This is a genomic window from Aridibaculum aurantiacum (assembly GCF_017355875.1).
In the GTDB taxonomy this organism is placed as follows: Bacteria; Bacteroidota; Bacteroidia; order Chitinophagales; family Chitinophagaceae; genus Segetibacter; species Segetibacter aurantiacus.
In genome coordinates this window covers 979,118-1,000,689 of the sequence record NZ_JAFEWC010000003.1, presented here as the reverse complement: position 1 = coordinate 1,000,689, position 21,572 = coordinate 979,118, and the positions used below count along the sequence as shown (strand labels likewise).

The window sequence follows — 21,572 nt, the reverse complement described above, 5'->3', positions numbered from 1 at the left end:
TTAGGTTAACGAGCACGAAGGTATCATGTAAAAACAACATATTGCCTCTGTTTTAGCTAGTTAACAAACCCATAAGTGTGGAATTAATTCCCATGTACCAGATTAACTGAAGCTCAACATTTTACCAAGCTTTTTTAAAATCAACAGGTTGTTAAAGCTGCCTCTCCTTTTTTTAATCCAGCAAATTGATCGGCAATATCAGCTCCCATTGATTAGGTTGTGTAAAGCCTCTATATTGGTTATTCAACAAACGGCTGTAGCGAATACCAAAGGTCACTGGTTGCTGATTCCACCATTTTGTATCGAAATACATTTCGCCACCGGCAGTATTGAATGGAAACATAGCGCCTGTTCTTAAACTTTTGCCCTGTGTGATATCGTAAAATCCATTTGCCCGTACCCGCTGAAAGTATACTATATTACCTATCCCAAAATCAGGGTAGAACAACGGAAAGTGGTAGTTAAACCCAATGCGCCACATCTGTGGAAAATCCACCGATGTGTATCCTCTCGAAAAAGGAAAACTGTTGCCAAAGAAATACTGGTTCATTGTGTCCCGCTGTTGAAAAGCAGCATTGATAACCAAGTTATGATTTACATGCAAACCAGGTAAATACAAAGCAGCATTTGCAAGCAGCTGGTTTGCCTCCAGCTTATCTATAGATTTACGATACTGCAGTAGAAGTGTTTGCGCCCACCGTGGATAGATATGTTGCAGCGCCTGCTGAATTTGCCCGGTGTACAACAACCTGCCCTGTATATAGTTGAAGTTCCTGGCTGCAAGTAGTGATTTACCTATCCCCGTCCATTGGATCTGTTGGTTATTTAATGAACTGTTAAGTGTAAGAAAACGATATTGCCTGCCGCCGGAAAGATTGAGCGGAAGACGAACCCCTGCATTCAGATTAAGTTCATTGTAGTTGAAACTTGTATCTCGGTTGTATACGATGGTTCTGTCCCAGGTGTGGTTGATACCTAAAGTTGGTTGCAAATACCAGCCTCCATAGATGCCAGTAAAGCCGGCGCGATGGCTTGTTTCATTCCTGTTGTAAGTGTAAGCCAACTCAGACTGGAATGTATTTAAAACATTTTGGCCATATAGTGTAAAAGAAAACTCCTGCAGGTCGTACAATGGCCGCCAGCTATGGAAGTTGAAAAATCCAAAACCCTTCCTGTAACGCTGCGTGGTAAAGGGGCGAAGGGATATATTCTCTAAAGTGGAAGAAGGTTCTTGTTTTAATGCATTAGGAACATAAAGATCAGGTAGTGCATTCTCTCCTTCGCCTACACGTTGCCAGAGTAAGTCGCTGGCAGCTGTAGTTATTAGTTTATAGCCTGTAGATGAAAACGTAGAAGAAAATAAAAGGTTCTTCCCTCTATTCATTACCGCCTGGTAATGACCTGTTGGCTGAACAGCTACCCTGAACAAAGCTTTGGTGTTTTCTACGAACGCCCAAACTTCATCACTGCCTTTATATGTGCTGGAGAAAAAAATAGTATCACCTTGAACTGTAGGAAAAGCATAAACCCGATTGGCATACGGCACCAATTCGGTTTCTTTTGCAGATGGTATATCAAACCTGATCAAAGCCATTTTTCCATCTTCATTTCTTGCAAGCGTATAGATGGCGCTGTCGTTAGCAGAGAATTTTGGATAGGTATACACCACACCACGCCTGGCCACTGATCTGAATGTATTGTTACCTGTTTCGTCAACTACCACCAATGTAGAAGTAAGATCAGTACGCATATCTACCGCTACTATTTTACTACCATCGTTACTTATATCAGGTGCAAAATATCTTTGATGGTTGGTGATAACCTTTCTATCACCAGTAGCTGCATCCATCAAAATGATATTGCTATACTCCCTGTAGCCCCACCTGCTGTCCGGGTTCAAGCTCGCATATACTATTCTTCCATTCTTGTAAGAGAAGTAATCATCATGAGCAATATCGCGTGTTGCCAGCTTCTCCTCCTCTCCATTTTCTTTTACTTTATAAAAAGCAGGAATTTGCCTGTAACCCCTTTTCATTACAATCAACGACCCATCTTCAGTCATGTAAGGGTATTTGTAATCTACTCGCGTAGCTACATTTTTAGGCGTTACGTAAGTAGGTTCTACTCCTTTTGCCAGCTGCCATTTTTGCTGGTAAAAGTTGAAGGCATCATTTACAAACTGCTTATATGGAATGCCTGCATGCCGCCTGATGGCACCTTGCCACGGGTAAATGATCGGCTTGAAACGTACTGCATCCTGCGAAACTTTTAGCCAGAAGTCCTGCCCATATTTTTCGCGACCATACGACACCAACATATACCCCAACGAATAATGATCGGGAACAAAATCCTTTAGTGAACCATTGCGTAGCTTCATGAACGAATACTTGCGGCCATCGCGATTGAGCGACTGGAAACCATTGAAGAAGTAAGGGATCCTACCCCTACCCTGCCTGCTCAAAACAGTCTCAGAAAAAACAGCATCACCTTCAAAAAAATAATCCGGAACAGCAGCGCTATTCAGCAGGTCCTGTCCCTGCTGGCCAAATACAAATGACATAGCCCTGGCTAATCCAACATTGAAGTTGGTGTACTGCTGTACGTGCCTGTATTCGTGAACAGAAAGATTATCTAACCAGCTAAGGCCTCCAAGTTGAAAGCTGTTTTGCGGTGGCGTCAGGTAAAACTCGCTACGGTATGGTCCCAGCCCCACATAAGCATTGGAAACGGTCGATTGATTTTGTAAAACAATATTGATCTTACGCAGCCTGTTGCCTATAGTAGCCGATTGCTGTTTATGTACTTCATGAACTACGGAAGCAACTCTTCTTGCCGCATCATCCAAGCCTTCAGGATAGATGACACGCGCTGTATCAGTACTTACTTGCTTCCATTTTATAGAAGATGGATTGCCTCCGAATACTTGTGCATGCGTATGGCTAACCACAAGTAGACAAATGATGAATAACAAAGAATAAAAAGAACAACGTAGAATAGGTTTGAAGCTTACAAAGAAGCTGGCTGGCAAATGATCTTTTACTTGCATGAAGTTGTTTGTACCGGAAGTTATGTACGCATTTACTAATAAAAAAAATGCCACCAAAAAAGGTGGCATCGATAACTGCAATTAAGGATTTATCTAATTAAGCACTTCAGACAACTTCTTTTCAAGCTCTTCGCCATGAAGATTGCGTGCGATGATCTTGCCTTCCCTGTCAAGTAAAAGATTGAAAGGAATAGCTCGAATACCATACAGTTTAGCTACTTCATTTTCCCAGAACTTCAGGTCGCTCACATGTGTCCATGTAAGCTTATCATCGTGTATTGCTTTTATCCACCTTTCCTGTGCGCCCGGCTGATCGAGGCTCACACCCAATACATGAAAACCTTTGTCTCTATACTGGTTGAAGATCTTTACCACATTAGGGTTATCTCTCCGGCAAGGGCCACACCAACTAGCCCAAAAGTCAACAAGCAAAACTTTTCCACGAAGTGAAGACAACGAAACAGGAACTCCTGCAGTATCGTTTTGCGTGAAATCAATAGCTGTCTTGCCAATTCCAAGCTTACGAGCTATATCAATTCTTGCAGCTAGATCTTGTGCTGATGGTAGCGCTTTTAGATTGGCAGGTAGCAAGTCGAAAACAGGCTGTACCTTATCTGCATCTATATCGTATCCTGCAAATTGGTTAACTGCATAAATAGCTATCGGCGAGGAAGGATTGGCCTGGACATATTGTTTATTCGCTTCTTTCGATTTCACTTCCACCGCTTCAAAAAGAGACGTCAGTTTATTTTTAGTTTCCTCGTCTTTCGCTTCGCGCCACTGGTTGCTTAGCTGAGCGATCTCGTCATTGTATGGTTTTAGCAACGCGGTCAGTTTCTTCATCTCATCATGAGCTGCAGATCCCTTCACTGTTGTATTGCTAAAAGAATCAACAGAAACAATGCTTATGGTTGTAGGGCTAAGAAAAACGGCTGTGTAATCTCTGGCTGTATTTGTTTTCACTGGTGTACCATCGGCTGCAGCTACATATTTTACAGAAAGCGTTGCACGTACAGGTTCGGCAATGGTATTCGAAATGGTATAACTTCCTTTGTTCACTACCGCGCTATCTAGTCGTCTCTCTCCGCCGTTACTATAGCGCAGGTACACTTTTTCAACCGGCATGTTTATATTCTTGATCTTGCCTTTGAGGATGAACTTTTTCTCCTCCTGGCTATTGGCCATAATTCCCACTAATACGGCTGCTAGAAGCAATAGAATTCTCATATGTTTTGAATTAACGAATACAATTGTACAAAACTCGCAGCTCTTATTGTAGCCGCTCGTCCAGATATTGCTTGTGAAAGACGAAATTTCTACAAATAGAAAAGCCGGAGCTCTGAAGCACCGGCTTTTACAGATCATTTTTATAGATTATGCCTCGGCCTTTGCCAGGTGAACCTTGGTCATATCGAGGTAGTTATTTTGAAACTCATGCACGGTCATATGATGCGTAATATGACGCTTATCTTCACGGTACCAAATATCTACTATACCAAAATTGTTTGCATTTGGCAGTAGTACCCTGAATGCTCCGTGCATGTACTTCACAGAACCATCATCATTTACATGCTTTTGAAATCCTAGCCGGAACAACTGCGCCTCATCAAGCAAAATCGACTTTAACTGCTGGGGTTCGAACCAGAATTCCTGCAGATCTTCTATCTGCACACATACTTGTTTTTCATCTCCATTCAAATCAATCACTTCACCTTCTTTCCATACACCATCATACTCGGCCATAACAATGTCGCCGACTTTTAATTCATTGTACTTGATCATATGCTTTGCAATTTTTAAAGATGATAAGTTACAGAAAAACTGGAACTGTTGTGGTTTATGATTTAATGAATTATAAAGATGCTCACTGAACATCTAGAGAAAACATAGATACTGCTATTCAGCCCAACTCATAGTATAACCGTCATTTTCTATTTCCAATGCTTCTTTCGTAAGCTGCAGCGGGTGAAATGTATCAACCATAACAGCCAGTTCTTTTGTTTCTTTTTTACCTATACTTTTTTCTACTGTACCAGGGTGCGGCCCATGCGGTATGCCTGCAGGGTGTAAAGTAATCATGCCACGCGTAACGTTTTTACGGCTCATAAAATCACCATCTACATAATACAAAACCTCATCGCTATCAATATTGCTATGGTTGTACGGAGCTGGTATTGCATCAGGGTGATAATCGTATAAACGCGGTACAAAGCTGCACACTACAAAGTTGTGTGCTTCAAAAGTTTGATGAACTGGCGGTGGTTGATGCACTCGACCAGTAATGGGTTCAAAATCGTGGATGCTGAAAGCAAATGGGTAACAACAGCCATCCCATCCAACTACATCAAAAGGATGATGACCATAATGCAGCGGATACAGTACACCTTTCTTCTTGGTTAGTATCAGGAAGTCGCCGTCAACATCATTGGTTTGTAGGTTTTGCGGCGTACGAATATCGCGTTCGCAAAAAGGAGAATGTTCAAGCAACTGGCCATACTTACTTAGGTAGCGCTTCGGGTAACGGATCGGGCTAAAACTTTCAACTATAAACAAGCGGTTGTTCGTATCGTTGAAACTGATCTGGTAGATAGTTCCCCTTGGGATCACCAAATAATCTCCATAAGAAAAAGTCAACTCACCATATTGGGTAGTTAGCTTACCTGATCCTTCATGCACGAAGATCATTTCATCGGCATCAGCGTTTTTAAAAAAATAATCTTGCATGCTTTGCTGGGGAGCAGCCAACACAATGTGAAGATCATTGTTCACCAACACAGCCTTCCTGCTTTCCAGGTAATCAACTGTTGGTTTAATATTGTAGCCTTCCAAACTGCGATGCTTCAGCATTTTTTCCTCCGCTACTGTTGGTGCTACATTCCTTGGCTCGCCTGTCTTTACGATCTTGGTTGGAGGGTAAGTATGATAAAGGATAGAATAATCATTACTGAAACCTTCAGTAGAAAAAAGTTGTTCTGAATACAACCCGCCATCAGGCTTACGAAACTGAGTATGTCGTTTATGCGGAATTGTTCCGAGTTTGGTATAATGCGGCATAGAAAGTAAAATTTAAAAATAAAAGTTTGGAACCCTTGTTTTAGTGCAGAAATGATAACCAGAGGTTTTTCACTTCGCATTTTTCATCACATCAATTCGTTCAAGGCCTGCAGCAGGAAGTAGTACTTCCATCGGCGCTTGTCGATCCAGTAGGTAAAGTTGCGATAGAGTGGCATGAGGCAATCTGTTTCTTTTATAAAAGTAATGATATCTCCAGGTATAATGGATATTGCCAATAGTTGCTATCTATCACGATGGCAAACAATTTTTATGCATCTTGCTCTTAAAGAAAAATTTTGAGAAGAATAGGCCTTATTTCCGATACACACCATTATTTAGACGAAGCAGTATTCAGGTATTTTGAAGAATGCGATGAGATATGGCATGGAGGTGATTTTGGAACTGAAGAGATCATTAATAAACTGGAAGCATTCAAACCTTTGCGAGGTGTATATGGAAACATAGATGGCTACGACGTACGCAGCAGAATGCCTGAAGTGGCTTCTTTCAAAGTAGAAGAAGTAGATGTTTTGATGATTCATATTGGTGGATATCCCAACCGCTATTCTCCTTTGGCAAAAAAAGAGATAGCAGATAAGAAGCCAAAGCTTTTTATCTCCGGTCACTCGCACATACTAAAGATCATATACGATGAAAAGTTTCAGTGCCTGCATATGAACCCGGGCGCTGCCGGTAAACAAGGATGGCACAAGACACGAACGCTTATCAGGTTTAGCATAGACGGCAGCAATATCAGTAATTGCGAAGTGATAGGTTTGGGGAAGAGATGAGGGAGAAGTTTCTGGTTTCTGGTTTCTGTTTCCTGTTTCCTGTTTCCTGTTTCCTGTATACGGGCTACATCACTTTAAAGCTAATAATCATTAGCTACTGATCATAACTAATCACTGATTCCAACATGGTCACCTAATGCCGCAGTTAACCAGGAACAAGAAACAAGAAATACTAAACCTTCTCTATCTCCACATCAAACACCTTCTCAAAGTTTTTCTTCACCTTATCCTTCACCTCCTGCATATCCAGTTTTCTACCTAGCTCTTTTTCTAAAGAAGTTACTTGCTTGTTCTGTATGCCGCATGGAATGATATAGCCGAAGTAATCAAGATCTGTATTTACATTAAAAGCCCAGCCATGCATAGTGATCCAACGGCTGCAGCGAATGCCCATTGCACAAATCTTACGCTCCTTGCCTTTCACCTGTGCATCCAACCAGACGCCTGTTTCGCCGGCACTGCGTTCACCCTTCAAACCATATTCTGCCATAGTAAGAATGATAACTTCTTCCAGGCTGCGTAAGTACCAACCTAAGTCTGTTCTGAATTTTTCCAGGTCTATAACAGGATAACCAACTAGTTGTCCCGGTCCATGAAATGTGATATCGCCACCGCGGTTGATCTTGAAAAACTCAATCCCCTTTGCGTTACGCTCTTCATCAGAAATGAGCACATTGGTTATATGGCCGCTTTTTCCAAGCGTATAAACCGGCGTATGTTCTACAAAAAACAAATGATGATCTCCTTCACCTGCCGCGGCTGCACCACTTTCTCTTGCTAAAGATTTCAGCCGCACTTTTTCTTGCAGCAACTCTTCCTGCATATCCCAAATTTCTTTATAGGCCCTTTGTTCTCCCAGGTCTACCAGTTGTACCTTCTGTTTCATGTAACGCAAAAATAGATGTAACCAACAACATCAGCATCTTCACGAATTCCGCCACCAATAAACCTTGGCAGTTAACTTCAAAGCTTACTGGTTCAGCTTAAATTTGCGCCCATCATGACAGAAGAAACAGACCTGCTTCCCGAAGAAGGAGAAGCGCTTTACGAACGACAGGTGATAAAGACGGATAAAGGACAAGAGCCTTTGCGCATTGATAAATTCCTGATGGGACGTATAGAGGGTGCAACACGAAATAAAATACAACAAGGTATAGAGGCCGGGTTGGTAACGGTAAATGGCCAGCAGGTGAAATCCAACTTTAAGGTGAAAGGAAACATGGAGATCATCATTTTCACCACAAACGCGCCTGATGAAAGTGATATCACTCCTGAACCGCTGCCACTTCATATTGTATATGAAGATGATTCGCTGATGATCATTGATAAGCAACCAGGCATGGTAGTGCATCCAGGCAGCGGAAACTACAGCGGTACTTTATTAAATGGAATAGCTTACTACCTACGGCAACAGAACCCGCACCTTGACGAGTCTGTTTTACCACGCTACGGACTGGTTCACCGGATTGATAAAAACACCAGCGGCTTACTTGTTCTTGCAAAAACAGCTAAAGCTGCCAGTCATTTGGCAAAACAGTTTTTTAACCACGACATACAGCGAAATTATATAGCGCTTGTATGGGGCGATGTAGAACAGGATGAAGGAACTATTGTAGCACATGTAGGGCGCAACCAACGTTTCAGAAAATTATTTGAAGCATACCCAGATGGAGAGCATGGCAAAGAAGCTATCACGCACTATAAAGTTTTAGAACGATTAAACTATGTTACGCTGGTTCAATGCAAATTGGAAACAGGCAGAACACACCAGATCCGCGTTCACATGAAACACATAGGCCATACTTTATTTGGCGACAACACGTATGGTGGTGATAAAATTTTGAAGGGAACCGTTTTTACGAAGTACAAGCAATTTGTAGATAATTGCCTGGAGATCTGCCCACGCCAGGCGCTTCATGCAAAAACCTTAGGCTTCCGCCATCCTGAAGATGAAAGAGAGATGTTTTTTGAGTTGGAACTGCCGGATGACATGAAAACACTAATTGATAAGTGGCGCAGGTACGTACAGAACAAGACCATTTAAATTATTACTTTTAAGCGCCGTAAAGATCCGGCCCTTGATGATCAGAAATTTTTTAACCACGCTAACTGCCCTCTTCCTTTTTTCTACTTTGCAAAGTCAGGTATACTCGTTGAATGCTGGCTTTACAAACGGAGGAACAGTAACTACTTGCTCTGGTACTTTCTTAGATGCAAACAGGAACGGTAACTATGGCAATAACGAAAATTATGCAGTTACCTTTTCTCCCGGCAGCTCTATCCAGGCCATAGAATTACAATTTACTGATCTTGCTTTAGGCCCTGGTGATACGCTATGGGTTTACGATGGCGCCAGCATGAGTGATCCACTGATAGATGCATTTTCAAGCAACTCAGGAACTACTTCAGTGAGAGCATCGGCTACCAATACAAGCGGCTCACTTACGGTACGCTTCATTTCAGATGCTTCCGGCGTATCGCGTGGATGGACAGCTACTATAAGATGTAAAAGTCCTTGTCAAAAAATCAATGCTTCCATTGTTTCTATGATGCCACAGCCGGATGCGTCTGGCTTCATTAACATATGTAAAGGGCAGTCCGTTTTATTTAAAGGGAGTGGCAGCTATCCTGATAATGGGATGTATTATCATCAAACCGATACGCTGCACCGGTTTGCGTGGCGAGTGTCTGACAACAGGGATACTTCCGCCGTTTTCCTTGACAGCTTCCGCCATAGGTTCAATAGTGAAGGAGGATTTTTAGTAGAGCTGCGAATAACGGATACCACAGGATGTATTAATACAACCAAGAGCTTCTTAAAAGTAAGAACCGGCATACGTCCTAATTTCAATGTACAGGTACCTCCAAGAAACTGTTCAAGCGATAGCATCCGTATTACTACCAGGCCAAGAATGGTTACGGGTAGTTTTAGTAATCCACCAGTTGTGGCAGACTCTATTTTCCTTCCTGATGGTACAAATGCTGCCTACGAAACTTCATTAAATATTTCTCAATTTGCCCCGGGACAAACACTCAACAACCTGACTGACCTGCAAGGGATACTCATCAATATGGAACACTCCTGGCTGGGAGATCTTGAGATGTCAATTAAAGCTCCGAATGGCGCAGTTGTTAGGTTGAAGTACCAAACTGGTATCGGCAGCGGTTGGGATAGCTACCTGGGTGAACCTGTTGATGAACCTTCTTCCACGCATCCTTTCGCATCTATTGCCGGCAAAGGATATGATTATCTATTCAGCCCTACCCCTACTTATGGCACTATGACATTTGAACGGGGCAAATACAAGTATAGCTATGTAGACAATGCAGGGCAATCAGTGAACAATCACAATTACTTACCTGCCGGTAGCTATGCTTCAGAGGAAAGCCTGGCGGCTCTTATAGGTACTCCATTAAATGGCCTTTGGACCATATCAGTGATAGACCGTTATTCGGTGGATAATGGATTTATCTTCTATTGGACGCTTAAGTTCAATCCAGCCTTATACCCAACAGCGGAAGTGTACAACACGAGTTTTACCGGGGGCAACTGGTCGCCTGGCTTGAACGTGATCACAGGTTCTGATAGTACTGCTACTATTGTTCTTAATTCACCAGGAACCTTTCCATATACTTATACGGTAGTAGACAATTTTGGCTGTAACCACGATACTACCTTTAACCTGGTGGTACTGGATAGTCCTGTAAAGCCAAACCTTGGACCTGATACAGCCATGTGTTCGGGGCAGTCGATAACCCTGCGGGTGGGCAATGTACAAGGTGGAAATACATACACCTGGAATACTGGTGCAACCGGCACTTCATTACCTGTTACTCAACCAGGCAGGTATTGGGTACAAGTAAGAAATTTGAATAATTGCAGCCGCACCGATACCATTGAAGTACTTCCGACCACACCATATTCTGTGAACCTTGGACGTGATACCAGTTTTTGCGCCACCAGTCCACTTGTACTCTCACCAGCTACATCAGTGCCCGTAGCTTCTTACTTGTGGAGCAATAGTTCAACAAACAATAGCCTTACCATTACAGGCCCCGGCAGGTACTGGGTAGAAGCTTCCGACGCTGCCGGTTGTAAGGTGCGCGATACCATCGATATCTCTTCTAATCCAATTAATAGCTTCAATTTTCCCGGTGATACAAGTATATGCGAGCAAAGTTCAATCACACTTGCACTACAACCACATGCAGGTACATCTATAACATGGAGCGATGGAACAACTGGCAATACAAATACATTGTACGGAGGAACAATTGGAATTACAGCAAACAATATTGGATGTATCCGCACCAGCCAGTTAAATGTTGGTATTCGCCCGCTGCCACGCATTTCTGCAGGGAGGGATACAAGTATGTGTATGGGCTTTACAGTTCCACTTTCAGTATCGTATGCTGGTGCAGGTGCACAATACTTATGGAGCACCGGCAGCAGGGATAGCACCATCACTACCGGAACTGCAGGAAGTTACTGGGCAGAGGCTACAGTAAACGGATGCAGTTACCGCGACACAGTAGTAGTAGCCTACAAGGATTGCTCGTGCGAGGTAACTATACCAAATGCATTCTCACCTAATAATGATGGCATAAACGATTTCTTCAAACCTACTATTCAATGTGCCCCTATCAATTTTAAAATGACCATTTTCAACCGTTATGGCCAAAAGCTATACGAAGGTTTTGATTACGTCAGGGGATGGAATGGCCAGGTAAATGGAAGTTTATTGGGAGTTGGAACATATTATTACATCATCACATTCATCAATCAAAACCTGAAACGGGAAGAAAAGTTTTCTGGAAGTGTAACATTATTCAGGTAATCATCTGATTGTTTTACATTAAAAGAACGTGGTGCAGCACCACGTTCTTTTTGTTTTGGATATACCACAAATAGAAAAGCCCCTCCGTAAAACAGAGGGGCGAATGTTTTCAGACAGAAGTTGAATTACTTCTTCTTCTCGTAACGCTTCTTAAATTTATCGATACGACCCGCAGTATCTACCAGCATATTCTTACCAGTATAGAAAGGATGAGAAGTATTAGAGATCTCTAGTTTGATTACCGGGTACTCGTTACCATCTTCCCACTGAACGGTTTCTTTTGAATTTGCAGTAGAGCGGCTCAAAAAGCTGTGACCGTTACTCATGTCTTTGAATACAACTAAACGATAATTTTCTGGATGGATACCTTGTTTCATAAAATTTATTTTTCGATAGCATGTTGTCCGGCATGCTTTTTTATTTTCGACGTGCAAAAGTAGCAGATTGAACCATTGCAGCCAAATGAAATTCTGAGTAATCCGCTTTCTTAGCTTTTTTTAAGATTTCATATTCACGTACTGCAAAGGCAGACCGAAGTTAGAACTTTTGCAAAGCGCAATTACATCTTGCAGATCATCTATCTTTTTGCCAGTCACCCGCACTACCTCATCCATTATCTGTGCCTGTACTTTTAGCCCGCTATCTTTTATGGCCTTAACTATCTTCTTTGCATCTTCCTGCTTTATACCATTGCGCACAGGAACTTCTTTTTTTACCACTTTCCCGCTCTGGTAAGCTTCTTTGCTAAAATCAAATGCTTCGGGTGCAATGCCCTGCTTCATACTACGGCTAATGATAACATCCGTTACCTGGTCCATCTTCATTTCACTTTCTACTTCAATGTTCACCTTGTACTCCTTTTTGTTCAGCTCTATTTCTACATGACTATCCTTGAAGTCGAAGCGGTTCTGTATCTCCTTTTTTACGGTGTTTATAGCATTGTCCAGTGTCTGTAGATCAACCTTACTAGTGATATCGAAAGAGGCCATATGTATTGGTTTTTAGGGCGTAAAGATAAGATGCGCTTCGGTAAAGTGTTAGCCCAATCAAAGAGTATGATGAATAGTTGAACCAAACAGAAGGCCCCGGTAGACACCGGGGCCGATTCCCTTATAATGCACATGAGAAAAACACGATGTTGATGGAACTGGTATTACCTGGTCTTCATTTCCTGCCCCTTATTCACCAGTTCTTTGCTTTTGAATTAGCAGAAAAAGCGCTGTATATGTTTATAGTGCTAAGATGATTAACTAGCTGTACCTGAAGTAGTCATTTAGTATAAACGGGCAAATTTTGTACTTGAAAGGAAAGAGAAAACCTGCTATAAATCAGCAGGTTTCTCTTTTAAAAATGTACTCGGGAAACGGGAGACTCTTATCTTATTCTTTTAACCATTGCCTCCGCCTTTTACCCTGTTTTGCTCATCGCTTGCGCCACCAGATTTGCGTTTTGCAGGAGCAAAGTTTGTTTTACCAAAGCGGTAAGTAAAGCCCAGGCTTACCTGCCTGCTGTCTCTGCGGCTTGACAGGTCTACATCTACATCGCTATACCTTGCATAACCTGAGAATATTTGAGTGTAGAAGATATCGCGAACTACCAGGCGAACTGTTCCTTTCTTCTTGAGTACCTGCTTGCTAACTCCCATGTTAACTGCATACATTTCTCTTGCTACCAATAGGCCATCTACAGATTTGCTGCGATAGAAACCACTCAACTCAGCGCTCCAACCATTTTTGAAAGTGAAGTTGTTGTTGATGTTGGTTTGCAAAGACGTGAACTGGATATCAATTGGATCAGCCTGGTAGAAACCTGTGTAGTGATTATTAAATACGTTTACAAACACGTTGGTATTCCACCATTTAGTTACAGGCTTATTCACCATCACAGTTAGGCCATACTGGCGCATCATACTTACGTTCTCACGTGTTTGGTAAGTGATCTTTCTTTCAGTGTCTTGCTTTAGCAACTGTGTGATCACGTTATTTGTTTGGCTATAGTTAAGGGTAGTAGTAAGGAAACGATTGAAGCTATGCGTGAACTCAAAGTTGTTGCTCAATTGTGGCTGCAGGTATGGATTTCCTTGGCCGTAGGTTAGTGAGTCCAGGAAAAATGTGAAAGGGTTCAGGTCGTCATAATCAGGGCGGTTGATCCTGCGACTATAGCTCAGGTTGAACTGGTGCTTGATGCTAGCCTCGTAGCCTATACCCAGGTTTGGAAACAGGTTGGTATAGTTACGTTCAAAAGAAGAATCTGTTTTCACCTGTGTACCTTTTGCAATTGTATTTTCTAAACGCAAGCCAGCTATTACATTCCACTTCTTCATATTCCTGGTCAGTGTCAGGTAAGCAGCATTGATATTCTCATCGTATAAGAAATGGTTGCTCCTGTCATCTGCAAACCACTGGCTGCTGCCCTGGTTGCGGGTATAGTCAACTTTGTTATCTGTTTTTACAATACTTGTTTTCACACCAGCCTCCAGCTTCATCGTTTTGCTGAATGGATGTACATAATCAGATTTAAAGCTGTAGATATTGATATCAGATGGGAAAATACCCTTAAGCGCTACCGGAGCTGCATTCTGGTTGCCATGAGCATCAAATGTACGGGTGGTTAAAAGGGTATTGTTTTTCTTGTTATAGTATACATGGTCAACGTCTGCAGTTATCTCTTTACCAGAAGAGTCGAATGTATGCTTGTAGTTGATATTTGAAGAGATATTGGCAAAAGTGTAAGCATTGTCATTTTCAGAACGTAGCGAATAAATGATCCTTCCTTCTGCGTCGCGTACATTAGAAGTGCTGAAAGGATCTTCTTTACCATTACTAAAGTTGCCGTTTACCACTACACCCAATACATCTTTCTTACTTAAATTATAATCCACTCCCACTTTAGCATTGTGATTATAGCCAAACCAATGTGGCTTGGAAATTTGATCTGCAGTACCTGCCACTGTTTTTTTATCAGCCTCCAGGAATTTGCGGGTAATCCTGAGGTCGTTGAAACCTTCGTAACGAGAGAAACCATAGCTGGTGAAGATGTTCACCTTATTGTTGCGGTGGTTTAGGCTGATATTGTTATTGCTGCGGCCATAGATACCTTGAGAATAGGTAACAGAAGCATTTCCGTTGGTTCCGCGGGTTGTATTCTTCTTTGTCTTGATATTGATGATACCAGAGTTACCAGCTGCATCGTAGCGTGCAGGAGGATTAGTCATGATCTCTATCTGGTCAATATTGTTACTCTGCATATTGCGAAGCATGTTTACCAGGTCGGCTGAGCTTAGGTAACTAGGCTTTCCATCAATCAAGATCATTACGCCACTTTTACCGCGAAGGTTCACATTCCCATCTTTGTCTACTGAAATGCCAGGCGACTTCTCCAGCAGGTCTAAGGCACTTATACCAGCGTTAGATGGAGATGCATCTACATTCACAATGGTTTTACCTGGCTTCTGCTCTATCATTGGTTTCTTAGCAGTCACCACCACTTCAGTAAGCGCTTTGTTAGCTTTTGCTAATTCAATCTCAGCCAGGTTTGAAGAAAGGTTTTCGGCGGTCAATTCTACATTCGAATATTTAGTAGCATATCCCACAGCAGTTACTCTTAAAATGTATTTTCCTGTAGCCAGGCCTTCTACTGTAAAAGCACCGGTTTTAGAAGAAGGTATCTGCTTTATCAGTGAGCTGTCTTCTACGTTTAGAAGAGCAATGGTTGCCGCTTCTACTGGCTTTGAACCAGATGCTACTGAACCTGTAATTTTCCCGGTTCCCTGGCCAAAGGCACTACCGGCACAAAGTCCGAAAGCAGTTAGTATGGCAAAAATCTTTTTCATGAGTATGTAGTTTTAGTACTTGTTGATGATTATTACAATTCAAAACTAGCTACTATGTTTAGCATAGTACATTGTTTTAGCATGAACGGTAGCATTTGATGATGACTGGCTGCTTAGAGGATGAGCTCAAAATCCGGTAGCAACTATGAAATTTTTATATGCTGGAATAAAACTACTTGCTGTGAATAGAGCTAAGAAAGAAGAAAAGACAAGGATGGTATAACTGCAGATGAATGACAGAAACAGGGTGAAGAACTGGAACTGCCTGTTGTTCTGGAGATGGAGATGGTGATAAGCAGAAATAAAAGCACTAAAGGCTTGTATTCCAGCATTGAAGTTTGGCTAAACTAAAAGTACCTGCCAGGGCAGGTACTTTCTAATTATTCGGCTAATGGATTTCTCCTGGTTGGAATTACTGTTAGTTCGTCTTCGCTTAGGTAAACCCAAAAATCGTACAGGGTGTAAATATCACCCGGCTCTTTTGGAGCACCGTCAGCTACATATCTTTCGTAAGGACCAAGCAGCTCGCCATCATATTTTATTTTGTCTAGCTTTTGATCCAATGTCAGCTTTTTGAAGCTATCTATATCCATGTTTACATTTTTTTCGTGTTGGCAAATATATACAAGTTCATTTCTTATAAATCAGTGTCTGCTATAGAAGCCCGGATGTTTTTGTACCTGCACAGATATCTTATTATACAATGGAAGAAACATCTAAAAGAAAAGCCCCGCCGATAAGGGCAGGGCTTGTAACAGTTAGTTATTGGTCAACAAAGATTATTCTCTTGAACCGAAAGGAAACCTAACACCTACATTGAAATTGAAATGAGCAGGGATAGGATTTTGTACATAAGCATTTTGAACCTGGTTTGCAGGAAGACGAATACCAGCTTCAGCAAAAATGACAGGAGTACCAATGGTGTACTGTGCACCAACGCCTAGATTTAAAGTAAATCCATTGATCTTTTCAGTTTCCATTTGGTCTTCAGCAGTATAGCCAGAAGGAACATCTTGTTTTGCTTTTTCTTCAACTTTTGCAAAAACAAGAGAAGCGCCCACAGGAATATATCCCTGGAAATTAGACTCGCTGTTACCAACCAAACGATAATGGGTAGCGATAGAAACTGTAGAGAATTTCAGGCGTAATTCAGAATCGATGCTTCTTCTTTCGCCAGCATTGTTGCGAACACTAATGGTTGAAGGTTCAGTGATAGCAAATCCTTTGGTGAAACCTACAGTAAAACCAAGGCGCTCGTACAAACCATAGTTAACTTCTACTTTTACTCCAGGAGCAGAGCGTTGAAGATCGCCTTTGTACATAGTGTAGTCACCAGAGATACCGGCAGAAAAATCTGACAAAGAAATTTGAGCGAAGCTCGCAGCAGACATGATGATGCCTGCACACGCAAGGGCTAGGTGTTTTTTCATAAACAGGGTTGTTGTTGTTTTAGTGGGGCAAATAAAACACTAACATTTATATAAAACCCATATTTGAAAATCTATAATTTTCCACAGCTCCTCCCGCTTTGGGAGAATACTTGCGCTTCCATTTTTGAGACAATTACAATGGAATGAGCTTCCACTTCAAAATCTTCTAAATTGACCCTACCCTATTCCCAAGATTTTATATTCTTATAAAAGGGAAACTGTCTTGGGAAATAGGCAAAAATAAAAAAGCCCACCTGTTGCCAGGCGGGCTCATACTTTATCTTACCTTATCAACTTATTTCACTTCTTCAAATTCAGCATCGGTAACTGTTTCGCCACCAGCATTGCCACCTTGTGGGCCTTGCTGACCATTAGCTCCAGGTTGACCGCCTGCTTCTTGAGTAGCTTTATACATATCCTCGCTGGCTGCAGTCCATGCATTGTTCAAATCAGCCATTGCTGTTTCGATCTGTGCAAGATCCTGTGTTTTATGAGCCTCTTTCAATTTCTCTAAAGCAGACTCAATGTTTCCTTTCTTGTCGCCAGGAATTTTATCTCCGTATTCTTTCAACTGCTTTTCAGTCTGGAATATCAAGCTATCAGCCTGGTTGATCTTTTCAATCTTTTCACGCGCTTCCTTATCAGCAGCTTCGTTGGCTTTAGCCTCATTCTTCATCTTTTCAATTTCCTCTTTGCTTAAGCCGCTACCTGCTTCAATACGGATATTGTGCGACTTGCCGGTTCCTTTATCCTTAGCGGTTACATGTAGTATACCGTTAGCATCAATATCAAATATTACTTCAATTTGAGGAACACCGCGTGGAGCTGGTGGAATACCATCCAGGTTGAACATACCCAGGCTCTTGTTTTGAGAAGCCAAAGGACGCTCACCTTGCAGTACATGAATTTGCACACCTGGTTGATTATCGCTGGCAGTAGAGAAAACTTCTGTTTTCTTAGTAGGAATGGTTGTATTTGATTCGATCAGCTTTGTCATTACACCACCCATTGTTTCTATACCTAAGCTTAGCGGCGTTACGTCAAGTAGCAATACATCTTTTACTTCACCGGTAAGTACCCCACCTTGAATAGCTGCACCTATAGCAACCACTTCATCAGGATTTACACCTTTATTAGGCTTGCGACCGAAGAATTTCTCAACGATCTCCTGCACCTTAGGAATACGTGTACTACCACCCACCAGTATTACTTCATCAATTTGAGATGTAGAATAACCTGCGTCTTTAAGCGCTTGCTCACATGGCTTCAAGCAACGGCTAAACAGGTCATCAGAAAGTTGTTCAAATTTTGCACGGCTAAGCTTCTTTACAAGGTGCTTAGGCACTCCATCGATAGCAGTGATGTAAGGCAGGTTGATCTCAGTTTCAGAAGAAGAACTCAGTTCAACCTTTGCTTTTTCAGCTGCTTCTTTTAAACGCTGCCAGCTCATTGGATCTTTACGCAGGTCAACGTTCTCGTCTTTTTTGAATTCTTCTGCCAGCCAATCCATGATCACCCTGTCGAAATCGTCACCACCTAAGTGCGTATCACCATTGGTAGATTTTACTTCAAATACACCATCACCAAGTTCAAGGATAGAAATATCGAAAGTACCACCACCAAGGTCGAAAACCGCGATCTTCTGGTCGCTGTGCTTTTTGTCAAGACCATATGCCAATGCTGCAGCAGTAGGTTCGTTGATGATCCTGCGAACGTTCAATCCTGCAATCTCACCTGCCTCTTTGGTAGCCTGACGCTGTGCATCATTAAAATAAGCCGGAACAGTAATAACAGCTTCGCTCACCTCTTGTCCAAGGTAATCTTCTGCAGTTTTTTTCATTTTCTGCAGTGTCATAGCGCTTATTTCCTGTGGCGTATATTGACGGCCATCTATATCCAAACGAACGGTATTATTGTCACCTTTTACAATCTTATAGCTAACATGACCCATTTCATCTGTCACTTCTTCGTATTTGTGACCCATGAAACGCTTCACGCTCATGATGGTTTTTTGCGGGTTAGTAATAGCCTGACGCTTGGCAGGATCACCCACTTTCCGCTCTCCGTTGTTCAAAAAGGCAACGATACTAGGTGTAGTACGCCTACCCTCATCGTTGGCAATAACCACCGGCTCGTTTCCCTCCATTACGGCCACGCAACTATTGGTGGTTCCAAGGTCAATTCCTATAATCTTTCCCATTGTTTATTCTTTTAGTTTAAGCTTTAATTGGTCCGTAACAGAAGTCAATCACCATGCCAATGGGAGAAAGGTGAAAAAATGGCAGAAGGCTCTATCTATTGCCTCGCCTTTCAAGGCGAGGAACCAATGAAACACAGGACATAAAAAACGGAGCCTGCTCGTTTAAACAGGCTCCGTAGAAAGTTTTCTTTGTTAAGAGAAAAATCTAATCGTGTCCTTCCAGTTTCACTAGTTTGTTATACAAACCCATGATCAGGATATTGGTTGGCCAGTGACCAACAAAGTTACTTGCCTTTTGTTTTCCGGCTATTTGCAATGCTGCAGAGATAGCCATGAAACCAACACCTATCCAAAGGAATAAATCTGAAGGTAGCTTCGCTGTTTGCTCTTCAATAGCGGTTGCTACTGGTCCTTCTGAATGTTGTGGATTGTTGTTTGTTGCCATACGAACAGTTTTTAGTTATTTAAATTTTTATGAAAGCAAACATTCAATTTCCTTGCCATGGCAAGAGGAAGAAGATGAGGATAATCAAAGCGTTATCGTAGTCATTGTTTCCGATCCTTGTTACTCATCTTTATCACCACCAACCTTATTTATGTGGTGGATTGGTTAGCGGGATCTCAAATTTTTCACCAGCACATAATAAGTGCACACGTATATCGCGGATAGCTATAGGTGTAGTAGGAGAAAAATCTGCAATGTTGGTGCTCTTAATATTAAAACCATCGATGATGGTGATTAGTCCAGATCCAATCACTTCTACATGAGCACCTGCTCTTACAATGATAGCAGTGTCTTCATCTATACCAATACCTATGGATGTAGGATTAGTAGCAATTACCTGGGCTATTCTTACAAACCTGCTGCGATCCACAAAGTGTGTATCAATACATACATCTTTCAAAAACTCAAGGCCTGTTGTTATTTTGATTTCGCCAGCTATTTGTTGTATTTCTTTATTACCTGCATATATCATTGGTGTAGACAAAGCCATAGCACCAGCACTTGTTCCACCAACAACAAAATCGGAGTTAATATATTTTTCCTTTAGCTGGGTAAGAAAAGATGTTCCTCCATATATAGAAGTAAGCAACAACTGGTCGCCGCCAGTTATAAAAAAAGCGTCTGCTTTATCTATACGTTCTGTCAGATCTTCATCCAAAACCTGCTGCCGCACAGTGTGGTGGATCTGTCCAACTTTTTTTACGCCTAGTTTAGTAAAAGCTTCTTTGTATTCACTAAAACTTTCTTCTGGTAAACTCGTGGGAGTGGTTACTACTTCTATTACCGGATCTTTTTTATTTACAAGCTTCACAAAAGTTTCCAGGATCTCCATCCTGTGTTCTTTCTCTGTTTCCTCTGGTCTTTTAACTTCCTGCCCTTTATTTTCCCTGCCGCCTATTATTAATAAAGTTCCTTTGGGAACCGGGCACGGATTCTCAATTTGCTTTACATTTTTTGCCATGCTGTTGTATTTCTATTAGCATCTTCAACTTTTGCGCCTGCTGCTATTATATGGTTAAACAAATAATTCCAATCAAATTGACAATTTCGCAGGTATTAAAATAAATACTGTTCAAATAATTCAACAATGTGCTGAATTATTACATCAACTTAAATTCACTAAATAACTCTGGTAATAATTACGAAATTCAGCAATGTATTATCAATCAACTCATTGATGTTTAATAGTGATTTTTGAATGCTTTTTATTGAATTGAAGGAGCTTCTACTACCACAGGTGGCATATTTATGGTTCTATCTAAGAAAAACGTATATACTATGAGAATGATAGGAACAAAGACCCACGGATATATGGATTATATCATGGGTCTGCTACTGATCGGAGCACCATGGATACTAGGATTTGCAGCTGGCGGTGCGGAAACATGGGTACCTGTAGTACTGGGTGCGGGAGTGATATTATATAGTTTGATGACTGATTACGAATTAGGAACTACCCGCAGTATCTCTATGCGTACACACCTGATGCTGGACCTAATGGGTGGTATTTTGCTGGCGGTTTCACCATGGCTGTTTGGTTTTGCTGAAACTGTTTGGGCACCACACCTGATCTTCGGTATCCTGGAAATTGGCGCATCGCTGATGACCAAGACACATCCTTCGAATGAGCGTACAACGCACACCAGGATGCATCATAGAACTGCAGGTGCGCACTAGTATTAAATTGAATTTAAATTGAGCCCGGTACAGCCGGGCTTTTTTTATGCGCAGGAATAAAAATTGAATAATGATTAATACAATTATCCCGCATGAAATGGATATTCCTGATTTTAGCATGTTTTATTTATTCTTCCTCGTCAGCCTGCACCACCTGTAATTCACCAAATGCAATTGCCATACGCTCAAATATTTTTGG

18 protein-coding genes are annotated in these 21,572 nt (G+C 41.7%); 4 read left to right on the top strand and 14 right to left on the bottom strand.

Annotated elements, in window-relative coordinates; genetic code table 11:
• Positions 1 to 172 precede the first annotated feature (172 nt).
• The 5 genes from J4N22_RS17905 to J4N22_RS17885 all read right to left on the bottom strand — a co-directional run bounded on the left by J4N22_RS17905 (position 173) and on the right by J4N22_RS17885 (position 6,336).
• Positions 173 to 3,046 carry a TolB family protein gene (locus J4N22_RS17905; RefSeq protein ID WP_207496858.1) on the bottom strand — a complete coding sequence of 958 codons (2,874 nt, stop codon included), beginning with the start codon at positions 3,044 to 3,046 and terminating at the stop codon, positions 173 to 175.
• A gap of 93 nt (positions 3,047 to 3,139) precedes the next feature.
• Positions 3,140 to 4,273, bottom strand: a complete 1,134-nt coding sequence (locus J4N22_RS17900) for a TlpA disulfide reductase family protein (protein ID WP_207496856.1) — start codon at positions 4,271 to 4,273, stop codon at positions 3,140 to 3,142.
• Between the two features lie 147 nt (positions 4,274 to 4,420).
• Complete coding sequence (locus J4N22_RS17895) at positions 4,421 to 4,828, bottom strand: hypothetical protein (RefSeq protein WP_207496855.1); 408 nt, start codon at positions 4,826 to 4,828, stop codon at positions 4,421 to 4,423.
• A 114-nt stretch (positions 4,829 to 4,942) separates the two neighbouring features.
• On the bottom strand, positions 4,943 to 6,100 hold the full coding sequence (locus J4N22_RS17890; RefSeq protein WP_207496853.1) for a homogentisate 1,2-dioxygenase: 1,158 nt from the start codon (positions 6,098 to 6,100) through the stop codon (positions 4,943 to 4,945).
• Between the two features lie 86 nt (positions 6,101 to 6,186).
• Positions 6,187 to 6,336 (bottom strand): hypothetical protein, encoded by a 150-nt coding sequence (locus tag J4N22_RS17885; RefSeq protein ID WP_207496851.1) that lies wholly within the window; start codon positions 6,334 to 6,336, stop codon positions 6,187 to 6,189.
• 60 nt (positions 6,337 to 6,396) lie between these two features.
• Between J4N22_RS17885 and J4N22_RS17880 the strand changes: the two genes are divergently transcribed.
• Entirely contained in the window at positions 6,397 to 6,891 is a 495-nt protein-coding gene (locus J4N22_RS17880) for a metallophosphoesterase family protein (protein ID WP_207496849.1), read from the top strand.
• Between the two features lie 172 nt (positions 6,892 to 7,063).
• On the opposite strand, the gene lipB is transcribed toward J4N22_RS17880, so the two are convergent.
• A complete protein-coding gene (gene lipB, locus J4N22_RS17875; protein ID WP_207496847.1) occupies positions 7,064 to 7,777 on the bottom strand; it encodes a lipoyl(octanoyl) transferase LipB in 714 nt (237 codons plus the stop codon).
• Positions 7,778 to 7,891: 114 nt separating this feature from the next.
• Between lipB and J4N22_RS17870 the strand changes: the two genes are divergently transcribed.
• Positions 7,892 to 8,935 carry an RluA family pseudouridine synthase gene (locus J4N22_RS17870; RefSeq protein WP_207496845.1) on the top strand — a complete coding sequence of 348 codons (1,044 nt, stop codon included), beginning with the start codon at positions 7,892 to 7,894 and terminating at the stop codon, positions 8,933 to 8,935.
• 37 nt (positions 8,936 to 8,972) lie between these two features.
• A complete protein-coding gene (locus J4N22_RS17865; protein ID WP_207496843.1) occupies positions 8,973 to 11,729 on the top strand; it encodes a T9SS type B sorting domain-containing protein in 2,757 nt (918 codons plus the stop codon).
• Between the two features lie 125 nt (positions 11,730 to 11,854).
• Here the strand turns inward: J4N22_RS17865 and J4N22_RS17860 are convergent, their stop codons facing one another.
• The 8 genes from J4N22_RS17860 to J4N22_RS17825 form a co-directional block, all read right to left on the bottom strand.
• Positions 11,855 to 12,106, bottom strand: coding sequence for a type B 50S ribosomal protein L31 (locus J4N22_RS17860; RefSeq protein ID WP_207496842.1), 252 nt, complete (start codon positions 12,104 to 12,106; stop codon positions 11,855 to 11,857).
• Between the two features lie 120 nt (positions 12,107 to 12,226).
• Positions 12,227 to 12,718, bottom strand: a complete 492-nt coding sequence (locus tag J4N22_RS17855; RefSeq protein ID WP_207496834.1) for a YajQ family cyclic di-GMP-binding protein — start codon at positions 12,716 to 12,718, stop codon at positions 12,227 to 12,229.
• Positions 12,719 to 13,116: 398 nt separating this feature from the next.
• Positions 13,117 to 15,561: a TonB-dependent receptor gene (locus J4N22_RS17850; protein WP_207496833.1), complete on the bottom strand. Its 2,445-nt coding sequence runs from the start codon at positions 15,559 to 15,561 to the stop codon at positions 13,117 to 13,119.
• A gap of 380 nt (positions 15,562 to 15,941) precedes the next feature.
• The gene (locus J4N22_RS17845) at positions 15,942 to 16,154 is read right to left on the bottom strand and encodes a hypothetical protein (RefSeq protein WP_207496832.1); all 213 of its coding nucleotides are present in this window, start codon (positions 16,152 to 16,154) and stop codon (positions 15,942 to 15,944) included.
• Positions 16,155 to 16,340: 186 nt separating this feature from the next.
• Positions 16,341 to 16,991, bottom strand: a complete 651-nt coding sequence (locus tag J4N22_RS17840; protein ID WP_207496831.1) for an outer membrane beta-barrel protein — start codon at positions 16,989 to 16,991, stop codon at positions 16,341 to 16,343.
• A gap of 295 nt (positions 16,992 to 17,286) precedes the next feature.
• Positions 17,287 to 19,191, bottom strand: a complete 1,905-nt coding sequence (dnaK, locus tag J4N22_RS17835; protein WP_207496830.1) for a molecular chaperone DnaK — start codon at positions 19,189 to 19,191, stop codon at positions 17,287 to 17,289.
• Between the two features lie 205 nt (positions 19,192 to 19,396).
• The gene (locus J4N22_RS17830) at positions 19,397 to 19,636 is read right to left on the bottom strand and encodes a hypothetical protein (protein WP_207496826.1); all 240 of its coding nucleotides are present in this window, start codon (positions 19,634 to 19,636) and stop codon (positions 19,397 to 19,399) included.
• A gap of 145 nt (positions 19,637 to 19,781) precedes the next feature.
• Complete coding sequence (locus J4N22_RS17825) at positions 19,782 to 20,657, bottom strand: cyanophycinase (protein ID WP_207496824.1); 876 nt, start codon at positions 20,655 to 20,657, stop codon at positions 19,782 to 19,784.
• A gap of 317 nt (positions 20,658 to 20,974) precedes the next feature.
• Here J4N22_RS17825 and J4N22_RS17820 point away from each other — a divergent pair, with 317 nt between their 5' ends.
• The gene (locus tag J4N22_RS17820; RefSeq protein ID WP_207496823.1) at positions 20,975 to 21,373 is read left to right on the top strand and encodes an SPW repeat domain-containing protein; all 399 of its coding nucleotides are present in this window, start codon (positions 20,975 to 20,977) and stop codon (positions 21,371 to 21,373) included.
• Positions 21,374 to 21,572 lie beyond the last annotated feature (199 nt).